A 24,438-nucleotide genomic window follows, 5' to 3' on the forward strand; every position below is an offset into this window, starting at 1 on the left:
CATGTCTAATTTAGTGACCAATGTTGGACACGCCCATGGTCATGACCATGGGCACGATGACCATCACCACGACTCGGGCGAGATGACCGTATTCGGTTTCTGGCTCTACCTGATGACCGACTGCATCCTGTTTGCGTCGATCTTCGCGGTCTACGCGGTGCTGGTGAACAACGTCGCCGGTGGCCCGTCGGGCCACGACATCTTCGAACTGCCATACGTGCTGGGCGAAACCGCCTTGCTGTTGTTCAGCTCGATCACCTACGGCTTCGCGATGCTGGCCCTGTACAAGGGCAAGAAATCCCAGGTGCTGGGCTGGCTGGCCATGACCTTCCTGTTCGGTGCCGGCTTCATCGGCATGGAGATCAACGAGTTCCACATCCTGATCTCCGAAGGCTACGGTCCCAGCCGCAGCGGTTTCCTGTCGGGCTTCTTCACCCTGGTCGGTACCCACGGCCTGCACGTGACCAGCGGCCTGATCTGGATGGCGATCATGATGTACCAGGTCCAGAAAAACGGCCTGACCGCCACCAACAAGACGCGCCTGAGCTGCCTGAGCCTGTTCTGGCACTTCCTGGACGTGGTGTGGATCTGCGTATTCACCGTTGTTTATCTGATGGGGACCCTGTAAATGGCTAACGCTCATTCCCATGATGGCCACGACGCCGGCCACGGCAGCGTCAAGTCCTACGCCATCGGTTTCATCCTGTCGGTGATCCTGACGGTCATCCCGTTCGGCCTGGTGATGTACCCATCGCTGCCGAAAAGCCTGACCCTGTGGATCATCCTGATCTTCGCCGTGGTCCAGGTCCTGGTGCACCTGGTGTACTTCCTCCACCTGGACCGCTCGGCCGCGCAGCGTAACAACGTGGTCGCGTTTGTCTTCGCGGCGATCGTGATCATCCTGCTGGTCGGCCTGTCGTTGTGGATCATGTTCAGCATCCACACCAACATGATGGCGCACTGAGGAAAATCCGGATGTCCTTAAAGCACTTTATCCAAATCACCAAGCCGGGGATCATTTTCGGTAACGTGCTTTCTGTGGCAGGCGGGTTTTTCCTGGCCTCGAAAGGGCATGTCGATCTGGCCATCTTCCTGGCGGCGATGATCGGCACGTCCCTGGTGGTGGCGTCCGGTTGCGTGTTCAACAACTGCATCGACCGTGACATCGACATCAAGATGGAACGCACCAAGAATCGCGCCCTGGTCCAGGGCCTGATCCCGGTGCAACTGGCCCTGGCCTTCGCCACGGTGCTGGGTGTCGGCGGCGTTGCGTTGTTGTACTGGGTGGCGAACCCGTTGGCAGCGTTGTTCGCGGTCATCGGTTTCGTCATCTATGTTGGCCTCTACAGCCTGTACCTCAAGCGCAAGTCGGTCCACGGCACGCTGGTGGGCAGTCTGTCGGGGGCGATGCCACCGGTGATCGGTTATGTCGCGGTCAGCAACAGCTTCGACATGGCTGCGCTGACGCTGCTGGTGATGTTCAGCCTGTGGCAGATGCCGCATTCCTACGCCATCGCGATCTTCCGTTTCAACGACTACCTGGCAGCCTCGATTCCGGTGCTGCCGGTCAAACGTGGCATCCGCGTGGCCAAGAAGCACATCCTGTTCTACATCCTGGCGTTCCTGGTGGCGACCTTGATGCTGACCTTCAGCGGCTATGCCGGCATGAGCTACCTGGCTGTCGCCGCCGCCATGGGCATGTACTGGTTGTACATGGCCTGGACCGGCTACAAGGCGGTGGATGACACGGTCTGGGCGCGCAAGCTGTTCGTGTTCTCGATCTTCACCATCACCGCCCTGAGCGTCATGATGTCCCTGGACTTCAAAGTGCCGAGTGAGCTGCTGCTGACTTACGCACCTTAAGCGCCAGACACCACACAAAAGCCCCGCCTTCGAGAGAAGAGCGGGGCTTTTTCATGGGTGGAGTCGTGGGAGCGGGCTTGCTCGCGAAGGCGTCAGCCCAGACGCCCTAAAACCTGTGGCGAGGGAGCTTGCTCCCGCTCGGCTGCGCAGCAGTCGCAAAACCGGCTCATGCGGTCTGCCTGGAAAATGCAGGGGCCTGCTTCGCAGGCCGGCGGGAGCGAGCTCCCTCGCCACGGTGGGGTTGTGTGGCGCCGAATCAGGGATCGATCCTGGTTCCTCTGTGGGAGCGAGCCTGCTCGCGATAGCGGTGGGTCGGCTCGCAGGGATGACGGATATATCGACGCAATCGCGGGCTGGTTCGCTCCCACAGAAAAGCGGGGAGGCGCTTTACTGTTGAGCGATGCTGTAGCCGTCGAAGGCCTTCTGCTGTTGCAGGGCGGTGACGATGCTCTTGCGGGTGGCCTGTTGTTCAATGCCGTCGTTGTCCAGGAAGGTTTCGCTTTCCAGTTCGGCTTCGTCGCCTTCACCCACGAAGTTGAAGCCGAGGAACTCGAAGGCCTCGCGGTCGACGTTCGGTTTGGAGCGCGGCGTGCGCAGCGGCAGGGTGACGCTGATGCCGTCCTTGCTGATGACGAAGATCTCGGCTTCCTTCCTGGCCCGTGAGGCCTTGCCTTTGCTGCCGCTCGGGTTGCTGATGGCCTGGTGGGTCTGGTTGAGCACCTTCAATGCCAGGCCATAGACCAATTCCTGAAACGCTGGGTCGTCCTTGTAGCTGGAAAGGATGCGGCTGATGGGGAAGCGGCTGCTCAGGTCTTCCAGCGCCGCGAAGTCGGCGGCTTCGGCGTCCTTGAGTTGCTTGAGCTGGCCCATCAGTTCGTAGGCCTTGTCATCGTCGAAGGCATCGTGGGCCTGGCGGATGGCGGTGCGCAGCTCGCGGATCTGGTCGCTTTCGCGATTGGACTGGAACGCATCGAGGACCATCTCGCTGATGCTTTTGGCCTGGGGCAGATGCTGTGAAAGATTGATGGAGTTTTCGTATTCCGCTTTGCTCGACAGGGTGGCTACGGATTCAGCGGTGTTGGAATCGGACATTGAAATTTCACTACTTCTATTAGCTGGATAAGCCCAAAGGCGAGGTGCGTTTTTTCGGTCGCCTAATCTATTGGACCCAAGCGGTGTTGTCACTGCCGGACCGGTGAGAGGTCGCCATTTATTGCCAATGGTGGGCTCAAGTGCGCAACAGCTCCATCAATCGCAACGCATCGCCCGTCGCAGCGCCGCTGGCGGTGTTGTCGAAGATGCACCAGGTCGGTGTGTCCGGGGCGGCCTTCAGGTCTTTGGCAAACTGTTCCAGCCAGGCGTCTTCGTACGCGGAGTAATAAATCCGCGGCGAACCGTGCAAGCGGTAATACCGGATCCCGGGCCAGCCCGCGGGCCGGCCGCCTCCAGGCAAAGGCGATGGGTCGGCGCCGACACGTCCGATGCATGCGTCTTGTAGCAGCGCCGCGGCCTGGGCCGTGAGCCACTCTGGATGCCGCGGTTCCAGCACTGCATGTCCTTGATAGCGGTCGCGCAAGGTCGTGAAGAACGCCTCGGCATTCGCTTCATCGAATGCCAGCGACGGCGGCAACTGGATCAACAGGCAGCCGAGTTTTTCGCCCAGTTGCGAGCACTGGCCCAAGAACTCATCCACCAGGCCCTCGCAATCGCGCAGCCGTCGCTCATGGGTAATCGCCTTGGGGACCTTGACCGCAAACCGGAAGTCATCGGCAACGCTGTCCGCCCATTTGGCGTAGGTGGCGGGGCGGTGCGGGCGATAGAACGAGCTGTTGATTTCCACGGCCGGGAAGCGGGCGCCGTAGCGTTGCAAATGGCTGCCTTCGACAGGAAAGTCCGGCCAGTACATACGGGGCAGCGACCAACCGGCGCAGCCCAGGTAGAGACGGGGGGTAGGGGATCGGGTTGGCAAAGTGGAATCCCGGTGACAAGAGGTACAAGCTATGACCACCGCGAGCGCGGCAAAGGTGCATTCGTTTTTATTTCTGGCGCAGTACCCGGTTCACTCGCAAATAACGTTCTTGCCCGCCAGCTTGGAGCGGTACAGCGCCTGGTCCGCCCGGTGCAGCAAGGCCGCCTGTTGCTCATCGTCCAATCGTTGTACGACGCCAAAACTCAGGGTGATCCGAAAATCGCCCACCGGCAGCAGGTCGGACACGCTCCGGCGGATGGTTTCCGCCAGCAGGCAGGCGTCGGCCAATGTCGTGTTGGGCAGGATCATGATGAATTCATCGCCGCCCCAGCGCACAAGCAGATCGCCGTCGCGTTCGCAGCGCTTGACGCCCTGCACCACTTGCACCAGCGCGGCATCGCCGAAAGCATGGCCGTACCGATCGTTGATGTCCTTGAAGTCGTCCACATCCATGGCGATTAGGCACAGCGGCTGGCGAAAACGTTGGGCGCGCTCGCAAGCCAGCGGCAGGGCCTGTTCCAGGCGATAACGATTGGCGACCCGGGTCAGGGCGTCGGTTTCGGCAAGCCGGCGGTTTTCGTCGAGCTGGATCTGCAGCTGGTGGTTGACCCGCGACAACTCGCGGGTGCGTTCTTCGATGACCGCTTCCAGGGATTTGTTGCGCCGCTCCAGTTGTTCGAACAGGCGTTTCTTGTCATCGATGCTGCGGTGGGCGCCGATCATGCGCGCCACCGTTGCGTCGGGATTGCGGGCGATCACATAGCCGCGATCCTCGATCCAGATATAGGACCCATCGCGCATGCGGCACCGATATTCGGCCTGGTAGCGTTGGGCGCGCTGTTCCAGGTAATCGTCGAACGCTGCCATCACTCGAGGATAGTCGTCCGGGTGGATGACGTTTTCCCAGGTCAGCACCGTGTTGCCGAGCGAATGAGGCGGGTAGCCCAGCATCGTGTACCAGCCGGGGTTGCGGTAGACGAACCCGGTATTGGCATTCCAGTCCCAAATGCCGTCGCTGACCAGTTCCAGGATGGTGTGCAGCACGCCTTCGTCCAGATCGGACAGGTCGAACCGCAGCGTGTCCATGTTCGAGGCATCTTCCATGGTCGTTCCCCCAATCCCAAAGTGCTCGCTGAGGTGCAAGAGTAGCCGATGGGGCGGTGCGTCACTAGCGCTGTCAGAGCACCGCAGGCTCAGACAATCTTTGTGGCGAGGGGATTTATCCCCGTTGGGTTGCGAAGCGACCCCATGACGGTCGGCTCACTGTTCCAAGCATTGAGGCTGGCTATTATTGGGGCCGCTGCGCGCCCCAGCGGGGATAAATCCTCGCCACAATCATTCGGCTGCGGTTTGAGGCTTCCCCCATTTCTCCAGCGCAAACTCGACAAAACTGCGCAGCTTCGGCAAGCGGTAGCGATCCGGCGCATACAAAAGGTTCATCGGGCGATGGGGCAGTTGATAGTCCTGCAACAGCGCCACCAGATGTCCATCCTTCAGGTCCTGGGCCACCAGCGCATCGGGCAGCATCACCACGCCCATGCCGGCCAGGGCGGCGCGGTGCAGGCCGGCGGAGCTGTTGATCAGCATCGGCCCGTTCACCGGCACCTTGATCTCACCCTTTGCGTCGTTGATCGGCCAGTGCTCCTGAGCGAAGCGCCACTCGTCTGCGGCCGAATAGGCGAATGACAGGCAGTCGTGATGTTGCAGGTCCGCAGGCTGTCGCGGCACGCCGCGTCTTGCCAGGTAAGCCGTGGACGCGCAGATGGTCAGGGTGTAGTCGACCAAGGGGCGGGCGATCAGTTTCGGATCGGGAAGGCCGAGGCGGATAGCGACATCGAAACCGTGTTCGAGCAGGTCCAGACGCTGGTTGGTCAGCACCACATCGAGTTTGACCTGGGCGAAGCGTTGGCTGAACTCGGCCAGCGCCGGCGCAAGGCGTTCGGTGCCGAAAGTCAGCGGTGCGGTGATGCGCAGGGTGCCGGTGGGCTCGCCCTGAGTCTGTTCGGCCAGGCGTTCGGAATCCGCCACCAGACCCAGAACCTCCAGGCAACGCTGATAGTAGGTCGAGCCGAATTCGGTCAGGCGCTGGCGACGGGTCGTACGGTTGATCAGTCGCACGCCGAGACGTTGCTCCAGCGCACGCAGGTGATTGCCCACCATGGTTGTGGACATTTCACACGCTTGGGCGGCGGCGGTCAGACTGCCGCCTTCCACCACTTTCACGTAAACGGTCATTGCCTGGAACAGGTCCATTATCAAGCTCGGCTTTTAAATGATTGAAGTGAGCTGGTGTTTATCCAGCATCAGTGGCTAACCATACTGGAAAAAACCACCCGATGGAGCCTGATCACCATGACCGCTGCCTGCCTGATGACCACCTACCAACCCTTGGCGTTGAGTTTCACCCACGGATTGGGCACGCGCCTGTGGGACCAGGACGGCCGTGAGTACCTGGATGCGGTGGCGGGCGTGGCCGTGACCAATGTGGGGCACTCCCATCCGAGGTTGGTGGCGGCGATCAGCGAGCAGGCCGGCCTGTTGCTGCACACCTCCAACCTGTACAGCATCGATTGGCAACAGCGCCTGGCCCACAGACTTACCCAGCTCTCGGGTCTTGACCGGGTGTTTTTCAATAATTCGGGGGCCGAGGCCAACGAAACCGCGTTGAAACTCGCGCGCTTGCACGGCTGGCACAAGGGCGTCGAACAGCCCTTGGTGGTGGTCATGGAAAACGCCTTTCACGGGCGCACATTGGGCACAATGTCGGCCAGCGACGGTCCCTCGGTGCGGCTGGGCTTCAACCGGTTGCCGGGGGATTTCATCAAGGTGCCGTTCGGCGACCTCGCCGCGCTGGAAGAAGTCCGGCAGGCTCATGCAGAGCGCATCGTCGCGGTATTGGTGGAGCCGATCCAGGGTGAGAGCGGCGTGCAACTCGCACCGCCTGGCTACCTCAAGGCCCTGCGTCAGTTGTGCAGCCGGCGTGGCTGGCTGTTGATGCTCGACGAGATCCAGACCGGCATCGGCCGCACCGGCCAATGGTTCGCGTTTCAGCACGAAGGCATCGTGCCGGACGTCATGACCCTCGCCAAAGGCCTGGGCAACGGCGTGCCCATTGGCGCCTGCCTGGCGCGGGGCAAAGCCGCCGAACTGTTTACCCCCGGCAGCCATGGCAGCACGTTCGGCGGTAATCCGTTGGCCTGTCGGGTTGGCTGTACGGTGCTGGACATCATCGAAGCGCAAGGCCTGGTGGACAACGCCCGGTGTCAGGGCGAACGCTTGCTCAGTCGGCTCCGCGCAGAGCTTGCGGACAACCCTAACGTGCTGGCGATTCGCGGCCAGGGCCTGATGATCGGCATCGAACTCAAGCAGCCGGTTCGTGACCTGGCGCTGTGCGCGGCCCGCGATCATGGCCTGCTGATCAATGTCACCCGCAGCAAGGTCATCCGCCTGCTGCCGCCGCTGACGATTGACGAGCGGGAAGTGGCGATGATCGTCAGGGGTGTCAGCCGGGTTCTCGCGCAACCATGAGATCGGCCCAGACCCAATAGACAACGGCGGCTGCACTGATCAGCGCGCCCAACAGGCACACCGCGATCCAGCCCCACAGGGCATAGACCTGGGTCGCGGCAGCCGCCCCGACGGCGCTGCCGACGGAGTAGAAGCACATGTACGCACCGACCAGCCGACTCTGGGCATCCGGCCTGGCAGCAAGAATCAGGCTCTGGTTGGTCACGTGGACGGCCTGCACGGCGAAGTCCAGCACGATCACCCCGACAATCAGCGCCAACAGCGACGTCTCGGCGTACGCCGTCGGCCACCAGGACAATGTCAGCAACGCCAGGGCGATGCCGGTGGTGCGCGATCCCCATCCGCGGTCGGCCCAGCGTCCGGCTTTCGAAGCGGCCAGTGCGCCCGCCACGCCCGCCAGGCCGAACAGACCGACCTGGGTGTGGGACAACGACAGCGGCGGCGCACTGAGCGGCAGCACCATGGACGTCCACAACACGCTGAACGCGGCGAAAATCAGCGCGGCCAGGACGCCCCTGACCCGCAGCGTGCGCTCGGTCACGAACAGCTCGAACAGCGAGCCGAGGAGCGCCGGGTAAGAGACAGCGAGCCTGGGAAGGTCCCTCGAAGGCCCATTCCTGGCAAGCACCCAGGCGAGCAAAACCATCAGCCCCGCCGATACGAAAAACACCGCGCGCCAGCCGGCCAGGTCAGCGATGATGCCTGATACCGCGCGGGCCAGCAGTATCCCCAGCACCACGCCGCTGGTGACCGTGCCCACGGCTTGCCCACGCTGTTGCGGCGAAGCGAGAGCCGCGGCGTAGGCGATGACGATCTGCACCAGCACCGCCATCATTCCCACCGTGACCATCGCCCCCAGTAACAACGGCCATTGCCCGGCGCTGCCCGCGACAACCAGTGCCACGGCTGACAGCAGCGTCTGGCAGACCATCAGTTTCTTGCGATTGACCAGGTCGCCAAGTGCCACGATGAACACCAGGCCCACCGCATATCCGGCCTGGGTTGCGCTCACGACGAAGCCCGCCAGGCCGGGGGCAATCTGCAGGCTCTGCGCGATGGCGTCGAGCAGGGGCTGGACGAAGTACACGTTCGCCACTGCCAGTGCGCACGTGATGGAAAACAGCAACGTGAGAGAACGGTTCAACACGGGGCCGGTGGCTGGCGACGTAGCGGGGAGAAGGGATGGCATGGGCGAATTCATGGAGGCTGCCTTTGCAGAAACAGGTTTCATTTGGAAACCACTTTCTTGAGTTTTAACTGCTTCGGTTTTAATCTGCAACCAGTTTATTTTTCAAGGGCAGCGGCATGACGCAGCAAGCATCTACTGGCAGCAATGAATGTCCTGTGGCACGGGCCGCTGAGATCATCGGTGATCGCTGGTCGTTGTTGATCATTCGCGATGCGTTTGACGAAGTGCGCAGGTTCAGCGAGTTCCAGAAGAACCTCGGGCTGGCGAAGAACATTCTCGCGGCGCGGCTCAAGGCGTTGGTGGAGGTGGGCGTCTTTGAAACCAGGCCCGCCTCCGATGGCAGCGCCTACAAGGAATACGCATTGACGCAGAAAGGGCGCGAAGTCTTTCCGATCATGGTGTCAATGCGTCAATGGGGAGAGCGGCACTTGTTCAGCGCCGGGGAAACCCACTCCGTGTTGTTGGACAACGAGCATGATGAGCCTTTGGCGTTGCTTGAGGTTCGCTCGGCAGGGGGGAGGAAACTGGAGCCGGGCGACTGTCATCGACGCCGGGTGGTCAAGCCCTGAGCGGCGCGATTTACATATGTAAGCAATGGGTAAACGTGACGCAGCGGCACGGAATTTTTGATCATTGTCGTGTTCCAACGCCAGCCAGAGTCGATTGCCTACGCCCTGGCCTTTCAGAATGAAAATACCAGGAGCATTTCCATGTTCACCTCGCGTCGCTTGATTGTTGTCGCTACCGCCGTGGCCCTGTTGTCCGGCTGCGCGTCACCTAACCCTTATGACAACCAGGGACAGGCCTCTACCGAATCTTCCGGCATGAGCAAGACTGCCAAGTACGGCGGCCTCGGTGCTCTGGCAGGCGCACTGGCCGGCGCGGCCATCGGCCACGATAACCGTGGCAAAGGGGCGCTGATCGGCGCGGCAGTCGTGGGTGCCTCCGCAGCGGGTTATGGCTATTACGCCGACCAGCAAGAGAAGAAACTGCGGGCCAGCATGGCCAACACCGGCGTTGAAGTGCAACGCCAGGGCGACCAGATCAAGCTGATCATGCCGGGCAACATCACCTTCGCCACCGACTCGGCAAACATCGCGTCCAGCTTCTACCAGCCGCTGAACAACCTGGCCAACTCCCTCAAGGAGTTCAACCAGAACCAGATCGAAATCGTCGGCTACACCGACAGCACCGGCAGCCGCCAGCACAACATGGACCTGTCCCAGCGTCGCGCCCAGAGCGTGGCGACCTACCTGACGTCCCAGGGCGTAAGCGGCGCCAACCTGTCCGCCCGTGGCGCCGGCCCGGACAATCCGGTGGCGAGCAATGCCGACGTCAATGGCCGGGCGCAAAACCGTCGTGTCGAAGTCAACCTCAAGGCCATCCCCGGGCAGAACTACCAAGCGCCTCAGCAGCAGGGGCAGACTTACCAGCAATACCCATGATGCTTGGGCGTCAGTGAAACGGGGGCCATGGAGACATGGCCCCCTTTTTTATGCCTGAGACTCATCCCCTGTGGGGCGCGATTTCGGGGCTGATGAAGATCCAGTGTGGGAGCGAGCCTGCTCGCGAAGCGGTGTGTCTGTGTTGGTAATGTTGGATGTGCTGACGTCATCGCGAGCAGGCTCGCTCCCACAGTGGATCGAGGGGCAAAGAAAAGCCCGCCGGGTCAACTGGCCGGGCGGGCTTCTGGTGTCGCTTGGATATTTATTTCTTCAAACCGTAATGCTCATCGAGCATGCCGGGCGAATTGGGCGCCTTGGGGGCGTAGTCACGAGGAGGTTCCTGGACCTCTCTGGGCGGGGTCAGGCGTTCCCGTGGGGCCTGGCCTGCGTCGGCGTGCAGGGCGGCCAGCAGACGTTGGCGGGTTTGCTCATCCAGGGCCAGGCGATTGGCGCCCTCGGACAGATGATCCTGGACATCCTGATAGCTCTGGGTGAGTTTTTTCACCAGGGCAGCTGTGCTGTTGAAGTGGGTGACCACTTCATTCTGATAACTGTCGAAACGTTCCTGGATGTCGTCCAGCTGACGTTGCGTGCTGTTAGGCACCGCGTTGGGCAGCAGTCGGGCAAGCAGGAATCCAATGGCGACACCCGCGACCAGGGCAAGAGTCGGCAACAACCAAACTAAGAGCGAGTGTTCCACGAGTCCTTCCTCTATAAACGGCTTTGCTTTACGTTAACGGCTCGGACCTGCGCTGTATACCGCGAAGAACATCGCAATCATGCCAGGCACAGACTTTTAGCTAGACGAGTCGACCCTATTCGGGGTCACGGAGTTCACCCCTTGCTTATGCGCGAAACCCCTGTATTCATCGATGGCCCGGTCGGCCAACTGGAAGCCTTGTACCTGGACAACGAGGCCCCCCGAGGCCTGGCACTGATCTGCCATCCCAACCCGGTACAGGGCGGGACCATGCTCAATAAAGTGGTCTCGACCCTGCAACGCACCGCCCGCGATGCCGGCCTGGTTACGTTGCGTTTCAATTATCGAGGTGTCGGCGCCAGCGCCGGGAGCCATGACATGGGCACCGGCGAAGTGGACGATGCCCAGGCTGCGGCGGCGTGGTTGCGAGAAAAGTACCCGCAGTTGCCCCTGACCCTGTTCGGTTTCTCGTTTGGTGGCTTCGTCGCTGCGAGCCTGGGCGGACGGCTCGAAGCCCAGGGCCAATCACTCAAGCACCTGTTCATGGTGGCGCCTGCGGTGATGCGCCTGAACGAGCAGTCACCCTTGCCGATGGGCGGTGAGTTGACGGTGATCCAGCCGGAAAACGATGAAGTGGTCGATCCCACGCTCGTCTACGAATGGTCCGCCGCGCTCCAACGCCCCCATGAGCTGCTGAAAGTGGCAGAATGCGGACACTTTTTCCATGGCAAGCTGACCGATCTCAAGGATCTGCTCCTGCCGCGCCTTTCGAATTGACAGCAGTCTGACAAGCGATAACCCATGACGACTCGTACCCGCATCCTGACCGGCATCACCACCACCGGCACCCCGCACCTGGGCAACTATGCCGGCGCCATCCGCCCGGCGATTCTTGCCAGCCGCGACAACAACGCCGATTCGTTCTACTTCCTGGCCGACTATCACGCCCTGATCAAGTGCGACGACCCGCTGCGTATCCAGCGCTCGCGCCTGGAAATCGCCGCCACCTGGCTGGCCGGTGGCCTGGATGTCGAGCGTGTGACGTTCTATCGCCAGTCCGATATTCCTGAGATCCCCGAGCTGACCTGGCTGCTGACCTGCGTCGCCGCCAAGGGCCTGCTCAACCGTGCTCACGCCTACAAGGCCTCGGTGGACAAGAACGTCGAGAGCGGCGAAGACCCGGACGCCGGCATCACCATGGGGTTGTACAGCTACCCGGTGCTGATGGCCGCCGACATCCTGATGTTCAACGCCCACAAGGTGCCGGTCGGCCGAGACCAGATCCAGCACGTGGAAATGGCACGGGACATCGGCCAGCGCTTCAATCACCTGTTCGGCCAGGGCAAGGAGTTCTTCACCATGCCCGAGGCGCTGATCGAAGAAAGCGTCGCCACGTTGCCGGGCCTCGATGGTCGCAAGATGTCCAAGAGCTACGACAACACCATCCCGTTGTTCAGCAGCGCCAAGGACATGAAGGACGCGATCTCGCGGATCGTCACCGACTCTCGTGCGCCAGGCGAAGCCAAGGATCCGGACAACTCGCACCTGTTCACGCTGTTCCAGGCTTTCGCCACCCCGGCGCAGTCCGCCGAGTTCCGCAGCGAACTGCTGCAAGGCCTGGGTTGGGGCGAAGCCAAGAATCGCCTGTTCCAGTTGCTGGACAACCACCTGGGGGAGTCCCGCGAGCGCTATCACCAGTTGATCGAGCGTCCGGCGGACCTTGAGGACATCCTGCAAATGGGTGCGAAGAAAGCCCGGGCCGTGGCGACACCGTTCCTCAACGAACTGCGTGAAGCCGTTGGCCTGCGTTCGTTCGTCAACCAGGTCCAGGTCGCGACCAGCACCAAGAAAAAAGTTGCCAAGGCTGCTCGCTTCGTCAGTTTCCGCGAAGACGACGGCAGCTTCCGCTTCCGTCTGCTGGCGGCCGACGGCGAGCAGTTGTTGCTGTCGCGCAACTTCGTCGATGGCAAGGCCGCAGGCCAGGTCACCAAACAACTGCAAGCCGGCCAGCCGTTGGACGTGCGCAGCGACGAGCTGAGTTTCAGCGTCTGGATTGACGGCGAATGCGTGGCGGACAGCCCTGCTTTTGCGGATGCGGGTGCCCGAGACGCCGCCATCGATGCCTTGCGCGTTGCCCTGACGCCTGCCCAGGACTGATCCGACGCGTCATCCGATCATCGGCTCGCCTATGGGCCGATTGCCATTCCTCTGGGCCGTCGCTACAGTGTCGGCCCGTTTTTGTTGCCTTGCTAACGAATATGACGCCCCTAGAACGATATCAAGCTGATCTGAAACGCCCGGAATTCTTCCACGACGCAGCCCAGGAAACGGCCGTGCGCCATTTGCAGCGCCTGTACGATGACCTGATCGTCGCGTCGAACAACAAGCCGGGGCTGTTGGGCAAACTGTTCGGCAAGAAAGACCAGGCGCCGGTCAAGGGCCTGTATTTCTGGGGCGGTGTAGGCCGAGGCAAAACCTACCTGGTGGATACATTCTTCGAGGCGCTGCCTTTCAAGGAAAAAACCCGGACGCACTTCCACCGTTTCATGAAGCGCGTGCATGAGGAAATGAAGACTCTGGGCGGCGAGAAGAACCCGCTGACCATCATCGCCAAGCGTTTCGCCAGCGAAACCCGGGTCATCTGCTTCGATGAATTCTTCGTCTCCGACATCACCGACGCGATGATCCTCGGCACTTTGATGGAAGAGCTGTTCAAGAACGGCGTGACCCTGGTCGCCACGTCCAACATCGTGCCGGACGGCCTGTACAAGGACGGCCTGCAACGCGCGCGCTTCCTGCCGGCTATTGCGCTGATCAAGGAACACACCGAGATCGTCAACGTCGACAGCGGCGTCGACTATCGCTTGCGTCACCTGGAGCAAGCGGAGCTGTTCCATTTTCCCCTGGATGCCGCCGCCGAAGAGAGCCTGCGCAAGAGCTTCCGCGCCCTGACGCCGGAATGCACCCAGGCTGTGGAAAACGACGTGCTGATCATCGAGAACCGTGAAATCCGTGCGATCCGTACCTGCGACGACGTGGCCTGGTTCGACTTCCGCGAACTGTGCGATGGCCCGCGCAGCCAGAACGACTACATCGAACTGGGCAAGATCTTCCACGCCGTGCTGCTCAGTGGCGTGGAACAGATGAGCGTCACCACCGACGACATCGCCCGGCGCTTCATCAATATGGTCGACGAATTCTACGACCGTAACGTGAAGCTGATCATCTCGGCCGAAGTCGAACTAAAGGACCTCTACACTGGTGGTCGCCTGACGTTCGAATTCCAGCGGACCCTGAGTCGGTTGCTGGAAATGCAGTCCCACGAATTCCTGTCGCGGGCGCATAAGCCGTAAGCATTTCCCGGAATGTCAAAGGGTCTGCATTGCAGGCCCTTTTTTATGCAAATCACATAACCCCTGTGGGAGCGAGCCTGCTCGCGATAGCGGCGGCACATTCAACATTGATGCTGACTGGACCACCGTCATCGCGAGCAGGCTCGCTCCCACAAGGGGCCGGTGTGCTTGGGGCTACGCCGCCCGCTGAAACTGCTGCCGATACTGGTTTGGCGACAAGTCGGTATGTTGCCGGAATAGTCGTGCGAAAAAGCTCGCGTCGTCGTAGCCGACTTCATAGCTGATGGTCTTGATGCTCTTGCGGCTGCCGGACAGCAGGCCCTTGGCGGTTTCGATCCGCAGCCGTTGCAGGTAATGCAGCGGTTTGTCGCCGGTGGCGGTCTGGAAGCGGCGCATGAAGTTGCGGATGCTCATGCCGTGTTCACGGGCGACGTCTTCGAAGCGGAATTTGTCGGCGAAGTGTTCTTCAAGCCAGTGCTGAATCTGCAGGATGATCACATCCTGGTGCAGTTTCTGCCCGCCGAAGCCGATCCTTCCGGGGGAGTAGCTGCGCTGCACTTCATACAGAATGTCCCGGGCCACGGCCTGGGCTATGTTGGCGCCGCAGAAGCGTTCGATCAGGTAGATGTAGAGGTCGCAAGCCGAGGTCGTGCCGCTGGCGCAGAACAGATTGTCGGCGTCGGTCAGGTGTTTGTCCTGATTGAGCTGTACTTGCGGGAAGCGTTCCTTGAACGCATTGAAGAAGCGCCAGTAGGTGGTCGCTTCCTTGCCGTCCAGCAGGCCGGCCTCGGCCAGCCAGAATACGCCGGTGGCTTCGCCGCAGAGAACGGCGCCGCGCGCGTGCTGTTCGCGCAGCCAGGGCAGGATCTGCGGATAGCGTTGGCACAACGCCTGGAAATCATCCCAGAAGGCCGGAAGGATGATGACGTCGGTATCTTCCAGGCCGCCGTCCACCGGCATGACGACGTCGCTGAAGCTGTTGACGGGCTTGCCGTCGGGGCTGACCAGACGGATTTCGAATGCCGGGGTCAGGCCGTGGCCCAGTTGCTTGCCGTAGCGCAGGCTGGCGAGGTGGAAGAAATCCTTGGCTTGCATGAGAGTGAAGGCAAACACCCGGTCGATCGCCAGGATGCTGACGCGCCGCAAGGGCGTGGAGGCGTGCATAGACATAGTTAATCTTGTTTTTATAGGGGAAAGTGGTCAATAGACGGCTGGATCGTCTTATTTTTTGTCGGATGTGTCCAGTGTCCTGTCGTACATCGCAGGCTTAGGCTCTGTGGGATAACACGCCCAACCCAGACCAAAGGTGCGCCATGATCCCAAGAACACTGTTCAGTCCCGAGCACGAATTGTTTCGCCAGAGCGTACGAACTTTCCTCGAAAAAGAAGCCGTGCCGCACCATGGCCTGTGGGAAAAGCAGGGCCATGTCGACCGCCAGCTCTGGAACAAGGCGGGGGAGGCGGGAATGTTGTGCTCCCACCTGCCGGAGGCTTATGGCGGATTGGAAGCCGACTTCCTCTACAGCACCGTGGTCATCGAAGAAATCGGGCGCCTGGGACTGACTGGGATCGGCTTCTCGTTGCATTCCGATATTGTCGCGCCGTACATCCTGCACTACGGCAGCGAGGCGCTGAAACACAAGTATTTGCCCAAGCTGGTCTCCGGGGAGATGGTCACCGCCATCGCCATGACCGAGCCGGGCGCCGGTTCCGATTTGCAGGGCGTAAAGACCACCGCGGTACTGGACGGTGACGACTATGTCATCAACGGTTCGAAGACCTTTATTACCAATGGTTTTTTGGCCGACCTGGTCATTGTTGTAGCCAAGACCGATCCCAAGGCCGGCGCCAAGGGCACCAGCCTGTTTCTGGTGGAGGCGGGCACGCCAGGTTTCGAGAAGGGCAAGCGCCTGGAAAAAGTCGGCATGAAGGCGCAGGACACTTCGGAACTGTTCTTCCAGGATGTTCGTGTACCGAAGGAGAACCTGCTCGGGCAGGCGGGGATGGGGTTCGCTTACCTGATGCAGGAGTTGCCCCAGGAGCGCCTGACAGTCGCCATTGGAGGCCTGGCCTGCGCCGAAGCGGCGTTGCAATGGACGCTGGATTACACGCGCGACCGCAAGGCGTTCGGCAAGTCCATCGCGGACTTCCAGAACACCCGTTTCAAGCTGGCGGAAATGGCTACAGAGATTCAGATCGGCCGGGTCTTCATCGACCGCTGCCTGGAGCTGCACCTGCAAGGCAAACTGGACGTGCCTACGGCGGCGATGGCCAAATACTGGGGCACCGATTTGCAATGCAAGGTGCTTGACGAATGCGTGCAGTTGCACGGCGGCTACGGCTTCATGTGGGAATACCCGATTGCCCGGGCGTGGGCGGATGCGCGGGTGCAGCGGATCTATGCCGGGACCAACGAGATCATGAAGGAGATCATTGCGCGGGCGCTTTGAATGGGTGTGAGAATGAGCCCGCTATCGCGAGCAGGCTCGCTCCCACACTGGATCGCCGTCTGATGAAAGAACGCGGTCTACTGTGGGAGCGAGCCTGCTCGCGATAGGGGTTAAGTATCAATCAAGGCGCCGGGTTCGGATGATCCTTGTGAATCGCCTCGATCCCCGCCAGGACCTCACCCGACAGTTTCAGGTCGAAGCTTGCGATGTTGCTGTCCAGTTGCTCCAGGGTGGTGGCGCCAATGATGTTGCTGGTCACGAACGGCTGTCGGGTGACGAACGCCAGGGCCATCTGCGCTGGGTCCAGGCCATGTTCACGGGCCAGCGCTACATAACGGCTGCAAGCGGCTTCCGACTGCGGATTGAAATAACGCGCAAAGCGGCTGTAGAGCGTCAAGCGACCCTTGGCCGGGCGGGCACCACCTTCATACTTGCCTGACAGGAAGCCGAACGCCAGGGGCGAGTAAGCCAACAATCCGCACTGTTCGCGAATGGCAATTTCCGAAAGACCGATCTCGAAGCTGCGGTTGAGCAGGTTGTAGGGGTTCTGGATCGACACGGCCCGCGGCCAGCCACGGGCTTCGGCCAGGGCCAGGAATTTCATGGTGCCCCATGGCGTTTCGTTGGACAGGCCGATATGACGGATCTTGCCCGCGCGGACCTGTTCGTCCAAAGCCTCGAGGGTTTCCTCCAGCGGGGTGAAGGTTTCATCGGCGTTGTGCTTGTAACCCAGTTGGCCGAAGAAATTGGTGCTGCGTTCCGGCCAGTGCAATTGGTAGAGGTCGATCCAGTCGGTCTGCAGGCGCTTGAGGCTGGCGTCCACGGCTTCGACGATATGGCGGCGGTTGTGCTTGAGGTTCTTGTCGCGGATGTAGTCGATGGTGTTGCCGGGGCCGGCGATCTTGCTGGCCAGGATCCAGTCGGCACGGTCGCCCCGGCTCTTGAAGTAATTGCCGATGTAGCGTTCGGTGGTGGCGTAGGTCTCGGCTTTCGGCGGCACCGGGTACATCTCGGCGGTATCGATGAAATTGATGCCGGCACCCTTGGCGCGTTCGATCTGGGCGAAAGCCTCGGCTTCGCTGTTCTGCTCGCCCCAGGTCATGGTTCCGAGGCACAGGGCGCTCACGTTCAGATCGGTACGGCCTAGCTGGCGATAGTCCATCGTGGAGCTCCTTGGGCAAAACAACCATAAAAGCAGGTTGAAATATTTTTCGCAATCTGCATAATTGCGCACCTCTTTCTGCAGTGGAAGTGATGCGCCGCCGCCGAAGAATCTTGCCGTTGAACGGACGCGCCGACCCGAGCCCCCGAAAGCGTCTGTATCCGGCTGCCTTTGACTTGTCAAAGTACGCACTATTCAGTAAGATCCGCCGTCTAATTTACAGGCGGCCCCTGAGGCTATAAAGAATGAAAACTTTTACTGCTAAACCGGAAACAGTAAAGCGCGACTGGTTTGTCGTCGACGCTGCTGGTCAGACCCTGGGTCGTCTGGCCACCGAAATCGCGAGCCGTCTGCGTGGCAAGCACAAGCCTGAGTACACCCCTCACGTTGACACCGGTGACTACATCGTCGTGATCAACGCTGAGCAAGTACGTGTTACTGGCGCTAAAACCACTGACAAAATGTACTACTCCCACTCCGGTTTTCCTGGCGGCATCAAGTCGATCAACTTTGAAAAGCTGATCGCCAAAGCCCCTGAGCGCGTGATCGAGACCGCGGTTAAAGGCATGCTGCCTAAGAACCCGCTGGGTCGCGACATGTATCGTAAGCTGAAGGTTTATGCGGGCGCTGCTCACCCTCATACTGCTCAGCAGCCCCAAGAACTGAAGTTTTAACGGAATAGTTCATTATGTCGGCGACTCAAAATTACGGCACTGGCCGTCGCAAGACTGCAACCGCACGCGTTTTCCTGCGTCCGGGCACTGGTAACATCTCCATCAACAACCGCTCCCTGGATAACTTCTTCGGTCGCGAAACTGCCCGCATGGTAGTTCGTCAGCCGCTGGAAGTGACCGAGACCGTTGAAAAGTTCGACATCTACGTCACCGTGATTGGTGGTGGTGTAAGTGGCCAGGCTGGCGCAATCCGCCACGGCATCACTCGCGCCCTGATGGACTATGACGAAACCCTGCGTAGCACCCTGCGCAAAGCTGGTTTCGTGACTCGCGACGCTCGCGAAGTCGAACGTAAGAAAGTCGGTCTGCGTAAAGCGCGTAAGCGTCCGCAGTACTCGAAGCGTTAATTTCGCTTCCGCTTTCAGAAAACGCCCTGTTCCTCACGGAGCCGGGCGTTTTTTTATGGGCGAAATAATTGCTCTGTGACAACTTGCCACATTCGTAGAGCCCCTATACTACAAGGCCTGGCGGTTTGGCCGCTTGGTAATTACCTTGTCAGAATTGGGGCTTTTCATTACCATTCGGCAAAATTTTTATAAGTTCAGATTTTTACTTAGTAGACGCCTGATCTAACAGGCCACAAAGCTGATGGGAGAGGACTGAATGAGCAATGACGGCGTGAATGCAGGCCGGCGTCGCTTCCTGGTAGCAGCCACATCCGTGGTGGGTGCTGCAGGAGCGGTGGGGGCTGCGGTCCCGTTCGTGGGGTCATGGTTTCCCAGCGCCAAGGCGAAAGCCGCAGGTGCACCGGTGAAAGTGAATGTCAGCAAGATCGAGCCAGGCCAGCAGATGGTTGCTGAATGGCGCGGCCAGCCGGTGTTCATCGTCCGCCGTACAGAGGAGATCCTGGGGAATCTGAAAAAGATCGAGGGCCAGCTGTCCGATCCCTCTTCCAAGAACTCGGTCCAACCGGAATACGTCAATCCAGAAACGCGTTCGATCAAGCCTGAACTCCTGCTGCTGATCGGGATCTGCACGCACCTGGGTTGCTCGCCAACGTTCCGTCCTGAAGTGGCCCCTGCCGACTTGGGCAAGGATTGGGTCGGTGGCTATTTCTGCCCTTGCCACGGTTCCCATTACGATCTGGCCGGTCGCGTCTACAAGTCGCAGCCTGCACCTCTGAACCTGCCGGTTCCCCCGCATTCCTATGAGACCGATGAGCTCATTGTCATCGGCGTCGACGAGGAGAAAGCGTAATGAGCAAATTCATGGACTGGGTTGATGCGCGCTTCCCCGCGACGAAGATGTGGGAAGACCATCTCAGCAAATATTACGCTCCGAAAAACTTTAACTTCTTCTACTTCTTTGGCTCCCTGGCCCTGCTCGTTCTGGTCAACCAGATCGTCACCGGTGTCTGGCTGACCATGAGCTACACCCCTTCGGCGGAAGAGGCGTTCGCTTCCGTCGAGTACATCATGCGTGACGTCGAGTACGGCTCGATCCTGCGCCTGCTGCACTCCACCGGCGCCTCGGCGTTCTTCATCGTGGTCTACCTGCATATGTTCCGTGGCTTGCTCTACGGTTCGTACCAGAAACCGCGTGAGCTGGTGTGGGTGTTCGGCATGCTGATCTACCTGGCGCTGATGGCCGAAGCCTTCATGGGTTACTTGCTGCCATGGGGCCAGATGTCCTACTGGGGCGCCCAGGTGATCATTTCGCTGTTCGGTGCGATTCCAGTCATCGGCAACGACCTGACCCAGTGGATCCGTGGTGACTACCTGATCTCCGGCATCACTCTGAACCGCTTCTTCGCCCTGCATGTGGTCGCCTTGCCCATCGTGATCCTTGGCCTGGTGGTGCTGCATATCCTGGCGCTGCACGAAGTCGGCTCGAACAACCCTGACGGCGTGGACATCAAGAAGCACAAGGACGAGAACGGCGTACCTCTGGATGGCATCGCCTTCCACCCGTACTACACCGTGAAAGACATCGTCGGTGTGGTGGTCTTCCTGTTCATCTTCTGTTCCATCGTGTTCTTCTTCCCCGAAATGGGCGGCTACTTCCTCGAGAAGCCGAACTTCGAACAGGCGAACGCGTTCAAGACTCCTGAACACATTGCCCCGGTCTGGTACTTCACGCCGTTCTACGCGATTTTGCGGGCGATCCCGGACAAGCTGCTGGGCGTCATCGCCATGGGCGCGGCCATCGCTGTGCTGTTCGTCCTGCCGTGGCTGGATCGCAGCCCCGTCAAGTCGATGCGCTACAAGGGCTGGCTGAGCAAGATCTGGCTGGTGGTGTTCTGCATTTCGTTCGTGATCCTGGGTGTGCTGGGCGTATTGGCGCCGACACCGGAGCGTACGCTGCTCTCGCAGGTGTGCACCTTCCTGTACTTCGCCTACTTCATTCTGATGCCGTTCTATACCAGGCTCGAGAAGACCAAACCGGTTCCGGAAAGGGTGACTGGCTGATGAAAAAGCTATTTGCTGTACTGATTCTTGCTGCTATGCCTGTATTGTCCTTCGCGGCCGAACACGGTGGTCCAGAGTTGGAAAAAGTCGACATCGACGTTTCCGACAAGGCGGCCATGCAGGACGGCGCCCGGACCTTCGCCAACTACTGCATGGGTTGCCACAGTGCCAAGTTCCAGCGTTACGAGCGCGTGGCCGATGACCTGGGCATTCCCCATGACCTGATGCTGGAAAAACTGGTGTTCACCGGTGCCAAGCTGGGCGACCACATGACGATCGGCATGCAGCCGGCAGATGCCAAGACCTGGTTCGGCGCCGCACCGCCAGATCTGACCCTGGTCGCCCGCGTACGTGGCACCGACTGGCTCTACGGTTACCTGCGTTCGTTCTATGAGGATCCTGCGCGTCCTTGGGGCGTGAACAACAAGGTCTTCCCGAACGTGGGCATGCCAAACGTCCTGGCCAGCCTGCAGGGGCGCCAGGTGGTAGGCTGCAAGCAGGTCCAGGTGGTCGAGCACGGTAAGAAACAATATGACCCGTTGACCGGCACCGCATTGACTCACGAAGCCTGCGACCAGTTGACCATTGTGCCGAATACCGGCAGCCTGACTCCGGAGCAGTTCGATGAGAAGGTCAAGAACCTGGTGACCTTCCTGGCCTACTCGGCCAACCCGGTGAAGCTGGAGCATCAGCGCATCGGTACCTATGTATTGCTGTACCTGGCGTTCTTCTTCGTATTCGCTTACCTGCTCAAGCGTGAATACTGGAAAGACGTTCATTGATAAAGCTGTAAGCCATTGCTGTTAATCGTGCGCGCCCAAGGGCGTCTCTGAAAGTGTAACGTCGGCCAGGCGTTACGAGAGACGCCCTCTGGGCGCGCTCGTTTTTCCGTTTTTCGATAATTTCAACAAGCGAGGAGGATCGCCATGGGCGTGACCAATCGGTTGGCCTGTTACTCCGACCCCGCCGACCACTATTCCCACCGGGTACGTATCGTACTGGCAGAGAAGGGTGTCAGCGCCGAGATCATTTACGTCGAAGCCGGCCGTCAGCCGCCCAAGTTGATCGAGGTGAACCCTTACGGCAGTCTGCCCACATTGGTCGACCGCGACCTGGCCTTGTGGGAATCGACCGTGGTGATGGAATACCTGGATGAGCGTTATCCGCATCCGCCCTTGCTGCCGGTGTACCCTGTCGCACGCGCCAACAGTCGTCTGCTGATGCACCGCATCCAGCGCGACTGGTGTGGGTTGGTGGACCTGATCCTGGATCCGCGGACCAAGGAACCGGCGCGCGTGGTGGCGCGCAAAGAGCTGCGCGAAAGCCTGACGGGCGTGTCGCCGCTGTTCATCGACAAGCCGTTTTTCCTGAGTGAGGAACAAAGTCTGGTGGATTGCTGCCTATTGCCCATACTCTGGCGTTTGCCGATTCTGGGTATCGAACTGCCGCGGCCTGCCAAGCCGCTGCTTGATTATATGGAGCGCCAATTTGCGCGTGAGGCTTTCCAGGCGAGTCTGTCTGGTGTCGAACGCGACATGCGCTGAGGCTTAAGGAGCCGCTATGAACTCCAGTCGACCTTATCTGGTCCGCGCGCTCTACGAGTGGATTGTGGACAACGATTGCACCCCGCACATGCTGGTCAACGCCGAGTATCCTTCGGTGCAGGTGCCGCAGGGCTTTGCCAATGACGGGCAAATCGTCCTGAACGTATCGCCGGCTGCCGTGCGTCATTTGCACATGGACAACGATGCCGTCAGCTTCGAGGGCCGCTTCGGTGGTGTGCCGCACACGCTGTATGTGCCTATTGCTTCGATCCTGGGGATTTATGCTCGGGAGAATGGCCAGGGTATGGTGTTTGAGTTGGAAACGCCGATGGATGGTGAGGATGAGTACGAGGTGGATGATGACCTGCCGCCGCCGGATGATGAGCCGCCGCGGCCTAGTGGGCGGCCTAGTCTTAAGGTGGTGAAGTAAGGATTGGTGTACATATCCGTTTCTTTGGTAATGGCTGCTTAGGGTTCCGCCCTTACGGCGGGTCACTTTTGGAAGAGCGCCAAAAGTAACCAAAAGCGCTTTGCCCCACCACTGGGCACCTCGCTTACGCTCGGTGTTCCCTCACTCCGGCATTGCTCCGTGGGCCCGCCGCGAAGGGCCATCCATGGCCCAGCGCGGCTATCCCGGCATCCATGCCGGGATGCCCACTACGCAATGCCTGCGTTCGGCCCTTGTGGTTGATGGGGCGCCTAAGATCAAAAGCCAGAGCAAAAGCCAGAGCAAAAGCGAGGCGGCCTAACGGCCGACCTATCTCCTGCGGTTGTACCCCCGCTCCAAATTGTGGGAGCGAGCCTGCTCGCGAGGCGGCCTAAGAGCTGACCTATCTCCTGCGGTTGTACCCTGCCCCAAACTGTGGGAGCGAGCTTGCTCGCGATGGCGGCCTAACAGCCAGCCTATCTCTCAATGAGTATCCCCAGTGAAGCGAATGCCATGGCCGAGCACAGCCCTGGATTGCAACACCCAGCCCCTGTGGCGAGGGAGCTTGCTCCCGCTGGGCGGCGAAGCCGCCCCAAAACCAGCGACACATTCCCCCAGGTACACCACCTGAACCCGCCCCACGACGGCTACGCCGCCGAGCGGGAGCAAGCTCCCTCGCCACAGAGGGTAGTCCTGTGCCCTCAGATAAATGTTCAACCCGGCCATTTTGTCCCTGCAACCCCACATATCCTTGCGCCTTTGCCTACAACTACGCCCGAATCCGCCCGCTTGTGCGCCTTGTCCCTGGGTTTTATTGTCTTGCCTGCCACTGCTCATCAGTGGTCGGGTTTAGTAGCCCGGTTAGTCATCTTCGGTTGCATGAGTGTCATCCAGTCAGGCCTTCGCCTGCACTTGATGGTGGCTGTGCGCATGGCGCTTTCGGGCGCGCCGGGTTTGGTGACTTCACCGGTCTACTAACTTGCGCACCGCTGTCTCCTTTCGTTTAGTAGCGAGACGGTTGCGGCCCTACTGAAGGAAGTCCCAAATGTTCAAAATAACTCCAAACCCTCCAGAAAAAGGCTCCACCGCCCAATCCGCATAATCCAAAGCCAAGCAGCAAGACGAAGCCACGAAACGCGTGCTGGATCACTACTTGCTGCCGAAGCCGGATAAATCCCAAGACGCGCCAAAACCGGGCCAGGTATTCACCGTCGTGAAAGGCCTCGATAACGAATGCCTGCTCGCCAACCTCAGCGAAACCCTGGCCTCGGCAGACACCATGGTCTACGAACTCGCATTCGACCTGGAAGGCTCACGGCGTAGCCTGGCACTGGGCATTTAGCAGTTGATCGAACTGAGTTCATTACTGGCGAACCAGGTGCTGGATAACGTCGACCCGCGATAGCCTTGCACTAAGCACCCTGCCTCTGTGGGAGCGAGCCTGTTCGCGATGGCGTCAGGTCAGCAGCATTGATGTTGACTGACACACCTTCATCGCGAGCAGGCTGGCTCCCACAGTTGGATCGGGTACAACCGGAAGAGATAGGTCGGCTGTCAGGCCGCCTTCGCGGGCAAGCCCGCTCCCACAGGTGAATCCAAATACGGCGGGGAGAAACAGGTCGGCTTTAAAACCGCTTTGCTTTGCTTTGCTCTGGCTTTTGATCTT

At 60.1% G+C, this 24,438-nt stretch carries 26 protein-coding genes and 1 pseudogene; 18 read left to right on the plus strand and 9 right to left on the minus strand.

The window, feature by feature from the left end:
- Window position 1: 1 nt before the first annotated feature.
- Genes ACLEJQ_RS08365 through cyoE form a run of 3 tightly spaced genes read left to right on the plus strand, consistent with a single transcriptional unit; the run spans window position 2 to window position 1,863 of the window.
- Window positions 2–628: a cytochrome o ubiquinol oxidase subunit III gene (locus ACLEJQ_RS08365; protein WP_440793901.1), complete on the plus strand. Its 627-nt coding sequence runs from the start codon at window positions 2–4 to the stop codon at window positions 626–628.
- On the plus strand, window positions 629–964 hold the full coding sequence (gene cyoD, locus ACLEJQ_RS08370; RefSeq protein WP_440793903.1) for a cytochrome o ubiquinol oxidase subunit IV: 336 nt from the start codon (window positions 629–631) through the stop codon (window positions 962–964).
- A gap of 11 nt (window positions 965–975) precedes the next feature.
- Window positions 976–1,863 carry a heme o synthase gene (gene cyoE / locus ACLEJQ_RS08375; RefSeq protein WP_440793905.1) on the plus strand — a complete coding sequence of 296 codons (888 nt, stop codon included), beginning with the start codon at window positions 976–978 and terminating at the stop codon, window positions 1,861–1,863.
- 387 nt (window positions 1,864–2,250) lie between these two features.
- Here the strand turns inward: cyoE and ACLEJQ_RS08380 are convergent, their stop codons facing one another.
- From ACLEJQ_RS08380 to ACLEJQ_RS08395, 4 genes are all read right to left on the minus strand, one after another.
- Window positions 2,251–2,955 (minus strand): hypothetical protein, encoded by a 705-nt coding sequence (locus ACLEJQ_RS08380; RefSeq protein WP_440793907.1) that lies wholly within the window; start codon window positions 2,953–2,955, stop codon window positions 2,251–2,253.
- A 136-nt stretch (window positions 2,956–3,091) separates the two neighbouring features.
- The gene (locus tag ACLEJQ_RS08385) at window positions 3,092–3,832 is read right to left on the minus strand and encodes a DUF72 domain-containing protein (protein WP_440793909.1); all 741 of its coding nucleotides are present in this window, start codon (window positions 3,830–3,832) and stop codon (window positions 3,092–3,094) included.
- Between the two features lie 90 nt (window positions 3,833–3,922).
- The gene (locus ACLEJQ_RS08390; protein ID WP_440793911.1) at window positions 3,923–4,936 is read right to left on the minus strand and encodes a sensor domain-containing diguanylate cyclase; all 1,014 of its coding nucleotides are present in this window, start codon (window positions 4,934–4,936) and stop codon (window positions 3,923–3,925) included.
- A 231-nt stretch (window positions 4,937–5,167) separates the two neighbouring features.
- A complete protein-coding gene (locus ACLEJQ_RS08395; protein ID WP_440793913.1) occupies window positions 5,168–6,085 on the minus strand; it encodes a LysR family transcriptional regulator in 918 nt (305 codons plus the stop codon).
- A 99-nt stretch (window positions 6,086–6,184) separates the two neighbouring features.
- Here ACLEJQ_RS08395 and ACLEJQ_RS08400 point away from each other — a divergent pair, with 99 nt between their 5' ends.
- A complete protein-coding gene (locus tag ACLEJQ_RS08400) occupies window positions 6,185–7,360 on the plus strand; it encodes an acetylornithine transaminase (RefSeq protein WP_440793914.1) in 1,176 nt (391 codons plus the stop codon).
- Here ACLEJQ_RS08400 and ACLEJQ_RS08405 read toward each other — a convergent pair.
- Window positions 7,335–8,549, minus strand: a complete 1,215-nt coding sequence (locus ACLEJQ_RS08405; RefSeq protein WP_440793915.1) for an MFS transporter — start codon at window positions 8,547–8,549, stop codon at window positions 7,335–7,337. The genes ACLEJQ_RS08400 and ACLEJQ_RS08405 overlap by 26 nt on opposite strands.
- 116 nt (window positions 8,550–8,665) lie before the next feature.
- Here ACLEJQ_RS08405 and ACLEJQ_RS08410 point away from each other — a divergent pair, with 116 nt between their 5' ends.
- On the plus strand, window positions 8,666–9,118 hold the full coding sequence (locus ACLEJQ_RS08410; protein ID WP_440793917.1) for a winged helix-turn-helix transcriptional regulator: 453 nt from the start codon (window positions 8,666–8,668) through the stop codon (window positions 9,116–9,118).
- A 141-nt stretch (window positions 9,119–9,259) separates the two neighbouring features.
- Window positions 9,260–9,994 carry an OmpA family protein gene (locus ACLEJQ_RS08415; RefSeq protein ID WP_440793919.1) on the plus strand — a complete coding sequence of 245 codons (735 nt, stop codon included), beginning with the start codon at window positions 9,260–9,262 and terminating at the stop codon, window positions 9,992–9,994.
- Window positions 9,995–10,256: 262 nt separating this feature from the next.
- Here the strand turns inward: ACLEJQ_RS08415 and ACLEJQ_RS08420 are convergent, their stop codons facing one another.
- The gene (locus ACLEJQ_RS08420; RefSeq protein WP_072396905.1) at window positions 10,257–10,694 is read right to left on the minus strand and encodes a YhcB family protein; all 438 of its coding nucleotides are present in this window, start codon (window positions 10,692–10,694) and stop codon (window positions 10,257–10,259) included.
- A 117-nt stretch (window positions 10,695–10,811) separates the two neighbouring features.
- On the opposite strand from ACLEJQ_RS08420, the gene ACLEJQ_RS08425 reads away from it, so the two are divergent.
- The 3 genes from ACLEJQ_RS08425 to zapE all read left to right on the plus strand — a co-directional run bounded on the left by ACLEJQ_RS08425 (window position 10,812) and on the right by zapE (window position 14,047).
- Window positions 10,812–11,471 carry an alpha/beta hydrolase gene (locus tag ACLEJQ_RS08425; RefSeq protein ID WP_440793961.1) on the plus strand — a complete coding sequence of 220 codons (660 nt, stop codon included), beginning with the start codon at window positions 10,812–10,814 and terminating at the stop codon, window positions 11,469–11,471.
- A gap of 24 nt (window positions 11,472–11,495) precedes the next feature.
- Window positions 11,496–12,851 carry a tryptophan--tRNA ligase gene (locus ACLEJQ_RS08430; protein ID WP_440793920.1) on the plus strand — a complete coding sequence of 452 codons (1,356 nt, stop codon included), beginning with the start codon at window positions 11,496–11,498 and terminating at the stop codon, window positions 12,849–12,851.
- 101 nt (window positions 12,852–12,952) lie between these two features.
- Window positions 12,953–14,047: a cell division protein ZapE gene (zapE, locus tag ACLEJQ_RS08435; protein WP_440793921.1), complete on the plus strand. Its 1,095-nt coding sequence runs from the start codon at window positions 12,953–12,955 to the stop codon at window positions 14,045–14,047.
- A 174-nt stretch (window positions 14,048–14,221) separates the two neighbouring features.
- On the opposite strand, the gene ACLEJQ_RS08440 is transcribed toward zapE, so the two are convergent.
- The gene (locus ACLEJQ_RS08440) at window positions 14,222–15,142 is read right to left on the minus strand and encodes a GlxA family transcriptional regulator (RefSeq protein WP_440793963.1); all 921 of its coding nucleotides are present in this window, start codon (window positions 15,140–15,142) and stop codon (window positions 14,222–14,224) included.
- A 218-nt stretch (window positions 15,143–15,360) separates the two neighbouring features.
- Here ACLEJQ_RS08440 and ACLEJQ_RS08445 point away from each other — a divergent pair, with 218 nt between their 5' ends.
- Complete coding sequence (locus tag ACLEJQ_RS08445) at window positions 15,361–16,497, plus strand: acyl-CoA dehydrogenase family protein (RefSeq protein WP_440793923.1); 1,137 nt, start codon at window positions 15,361–15,363, stop codon at window positions 16,495–16,497.
- Window positions 16,498–16,618: 121 nt separating this feature from the next.
- Here ACLEJQ_RS08445 and ACLEJQ_RS08450 read toward each other — a convergent pair whose 3' ends face one another.
- Entirely contained in the window at window positions 16,619–17,659 is a 1,041-nt protein-coding gene (locus ACLEJQ_RS08450) for an NADP(H)-dependent aldo-keto reductase (protein ID WP_440793925.1), read from the minus strand.
- Window positions 17,660–17,904: 245 nt separating this feature from the next.
- Here ACLEJQ_RS08450 and rplM point away from each other — a divergent pair, with 245 nt between their 5' ends.
- The 8 genes and pseudogenes from rplM to ACLEJQ_RS08490 all read left to right on the plus strand — a co-directional run bounded on the left by rplM (window position 17,905) and on the right by ACLEJQ_RS08490 (window position 24,177).
- The gene (rplM, locus tag ACLEJQ_RS08455; RefSeq protein ID WP_003205365.1) at window positions 17,905–18,333 is read left to right on the plus strand and encodes a 50S ribosomal protein L13; all 429 of its coding nucleotides are present in this window, start codon (window positions 17,905–17,907) and stop codon (window positions 18,331–18,333) included.
- Window positions 18,334–18,347: 14 nt separating this feature from the next.
- A complete protein-coding gene (gene rpsI / locus ACLEJQ_RS08460; RefSeq protein ID WP_440793928.1) occupies window positions 18,348–18,740 on the plus strand; it encodes a 30S ribosomal protein S9 in 393 nt (130 codons plus the stop codon).
- A 256-nt stretch (window positions 18,741–18,996) separates the two neighbouring features.
- The gene (gene petA / locus ACLEJQ_RS08465) at window positions 18,997–19,590 is read left to right on the plus strand and encodes a ubiquinol-cytochrome c reductase iron-sulfur subunit (RefSeq protein ID WP_440793930.1); all 594 of its coding nucleotides are present in this window, start codon (window positions 18,997–18,999) and stop codon (window positions 19,588–19,590) included.
- On the plus strand, window positions 19,590–20,801 hold the full coding sequence (locus tag ACLEJQ_RS08470; RefSeq protein WP_440793932.1) for a cytochrome b: 1,212 nt from the start codon (window positions 19,590–19,592) through the stop codon (window positions 20,799–20,801). Before petA ends, ACLEJQ_RS08470 begins: the two co-directional genes overlap by 1 nt.
- Window positions 20,801–21,583, plus strand: coding sequence for a cytochrome c1 (locus ACLEJQ_RS08475; protein WP_440793934.1), 783 nt, complete (start codon window positions 20,801–20,803; stop codon window positions 21,581–21,583). Before ACLEJQ_RS08470 ends, ACLEJQ_RS08475 begins: the two co-directional genes overlap by 1 nt.
- Before the next feature lie 144 nt (window positions 21,584–21,727).
- Entirely contained in the window at window positions 21,728–22,345 is a 618-nt protein-coding gene (locus ACLEJQ_RS08480) for a glutathione S-transferase N-terminal domain-containing protein (protein ID WP_245142020.1), read from the plus strand.
- 16 nt (window positions 22,346–22,361) lie between these two features.
- Window positions 22,362–22,775 carry a ClpXP protease specificity-enhancing factor gene (locus ACLEJQ_RS08485; RefSeq protein ID WP_440793936.1) on the plus strand — a complete coding sequence of 138 codons (414 nt, stop codon included), beginning with the start codon at window positions 22,362–22,364 and terminating at the stop codon, window positions 22,773–22,775.
- A gap of 1,042 nt (window positions 22,776–23,817) precedes the next feature.
- Window positions 23,818–24,177, plus strand: a pseudogene (locus tag ACLEJQ_RS08490) (DUF6124 family protein).
- A gap of 51 nt (window positions 24,178–24,228) precedes the next feature.
- Here the strand turns inward: ACLEJQ_RS08490 and ACLEJQ_RS08495 are convergent.
- Window positions 24,229–24,438 (minus strand): hypothetical protein (locus ACLEJQ_RS08495; protein ID WP_440793938.1); only part of this gene is annotated, 210 nt, incomplete at its 5' end.

The sequence above is a fragment of the Pseudomonas sp. SMV71 genome (genome assembly GCF_052042015.1).
Lineage (GTDB): Bacteria > Pseudomonadota > Gammaproteobacteria > Pseudomonadales > Pseudomonadaceae > Aquipseudomonas.

What these genes read in the sequence shown, in the direction of transcription:
- ACLEJQ_RS08365 (WP_440793901.1), top strand. Translation starts at nt 2, where the DNA reads ATGTCTAATTTAGTGACCAATGTTGGACACGCCCATGGTCATGACCAT.
- cyoD (WP_440793903.1), top strand. Translation starts at nt 629, where the DNA reads ATGGCTAACGCTCATTCCCATGATGGCCACGACGCCGGCCACGGCAGC.
- cyoE (WP_440793905.1), top strand. Translation starts at nt 976, where the DNA reads ATGTCCTTAAAGCACTTTATCCAAATCACCAAGCCGGGGATCATTTTC.
- ACLEJQ_RS08380 (WP_440793907.1), bottom strand. Translation starts at nt 2,955, where the DNA reads ATGTCCGATTCCAACACCGCTGAATCCGTAGCCACCCTGTCGAGCAAA.
- ACLEJQ_RS08390 (WP_440793911.1), bottom strand. Translation starts at nt 4,936, where the DNA reads ATGGAAGATGCCTCGAACATGGACACGCTGCGGTTCGACCTGTCCGAT.
- ACLEJQ_RS08395 (WP_440793913.1), bottom strand. Translation starts at nt 6,085, where the DNA reads ATGGACCTGTTCCAGGCAATGACCGTTTACGTGAAAGTGGTGGAAGGC.
- ACLEJQ_RS08400 (WP_440793914.1), top strand. Translation starts at nt 6,185, where the DNA reads ATGACCGCTGCCTGCCTGATGACCACCTACCAACCCTTGGCGTTGAGT.
- ACLEJQ_RS08405 (WP_440793915.1), bottom strand. Translation starts at nt 8,549, where the DNA reads ATGCCATCCCTTCTCCCCGCTACGTCGCCAGCCACCGGCCCCGTGTTG.
- ACLEJQ_RS08410 (WP_440793917.1), top strand. Translation starts at nt 8,666, where the DNA reads ATGACGCAGCAAGCATCTACTGGCAGCAATGAATGTCCTGTGGCACGG.
- ACLEJQ_RS08415 (WP_440793919.1), top strand. Translation starts at nt 9,260, where the DNA reads ATGTTCACCTCGCGTCGCTTGATTGTTGTCGCTACCGCCGTGGCCCTG.
- ACLEJQ_RS08430 (WP_440793920.1), top strand. Translation starts at nt 11,496, where the DNA reads ATGACGACTCGTACCCGCATCCTGACCGGCATCACCACCACCGGCACC.
- zapE (WP_440793921.1), top strand. Translation starts at nt 12,953, where the DNA reads ATGACGCCCCTAGAACGATATCAAGCTGATCTGAAACGCCCGGAATTC.
- ACLEJQ_RS08440 (WP_440793963.1), bottom strand. Translation starts at nt 15,142, where the DNA reads ATGCAAGCCAAGGATTTCTTCCACCTCGCCAGCCTGCGCTACGGCAAG.
- ACLEJQ_RS08445 (WP_440793923.1), top strand. Translation starts at nt 15,361, where the DNA reads ATGATCCCAAGAACACTGTTCAGTCCCGAGCACGAATTGTTTCGCCAG.
- ACLEJQ_RS08450 (WP_440793925.1), bottom strand. Translation starts at nt 17,659, where the DNA reads ATGGACTATCGCCAGCTAGGCCGTACCGATCTGAACGTGAGCGCCCTG.
- rplM (WP_003205365.1), top strand. Translation starts at nt 17,905, where the DNA reads ATGAAAACTTTTACTGCTAAACCGGAAACAGTAAAGCGCGACTGGTTT.
- rpsI (WP_440793928.1), top strand. Translation starts at nt 18,348, where the DNA reads ATGTCGGCGACTCAAAATTACGGCACTGGCCGTCGCAAGACTGCAACC.
- petA (WP_440793930.1), top strand. Translation starts at nt 18,997, where the DNA reads ATGAGCAATGACGGCGTGAATGCAGGCCGGCGTCGCTTCCTGGTAGCA.
- ACLEJQ_RS08470 (WP_440793932.1), top strand. Translation starts at nt 19,590, where the DNA reads ATGAGCAAATTCATGGACTGGGTTGATGCGCGCTTCCCCGCGACGAAG.
- ACLEJQ_RS08475 (WP_440793934.1), top strand. Translation starts at nt 20,801, where the DNA reads ATGAAAAAGCTATTTGCTGTACTGATTCTTGCTGCTATGCCTGTATTG.
- ACLEJQ_RS08480 (WP_245142020.1), top strand. Translation starts at nt 21,728, where the DNA reads ATGGGCGTGACCAATCGGTTGGCCTGTTACTCCGACCCCGCCGACCAC.
- ACLEJQ_RS08485 (WP_440793936.1), top strand. Translation starts at nt 22,362, where the DNA reads ATGAACTCCAGTCGACCTTATCTGGTCCGCGCGCTCTACGAGTGGATT.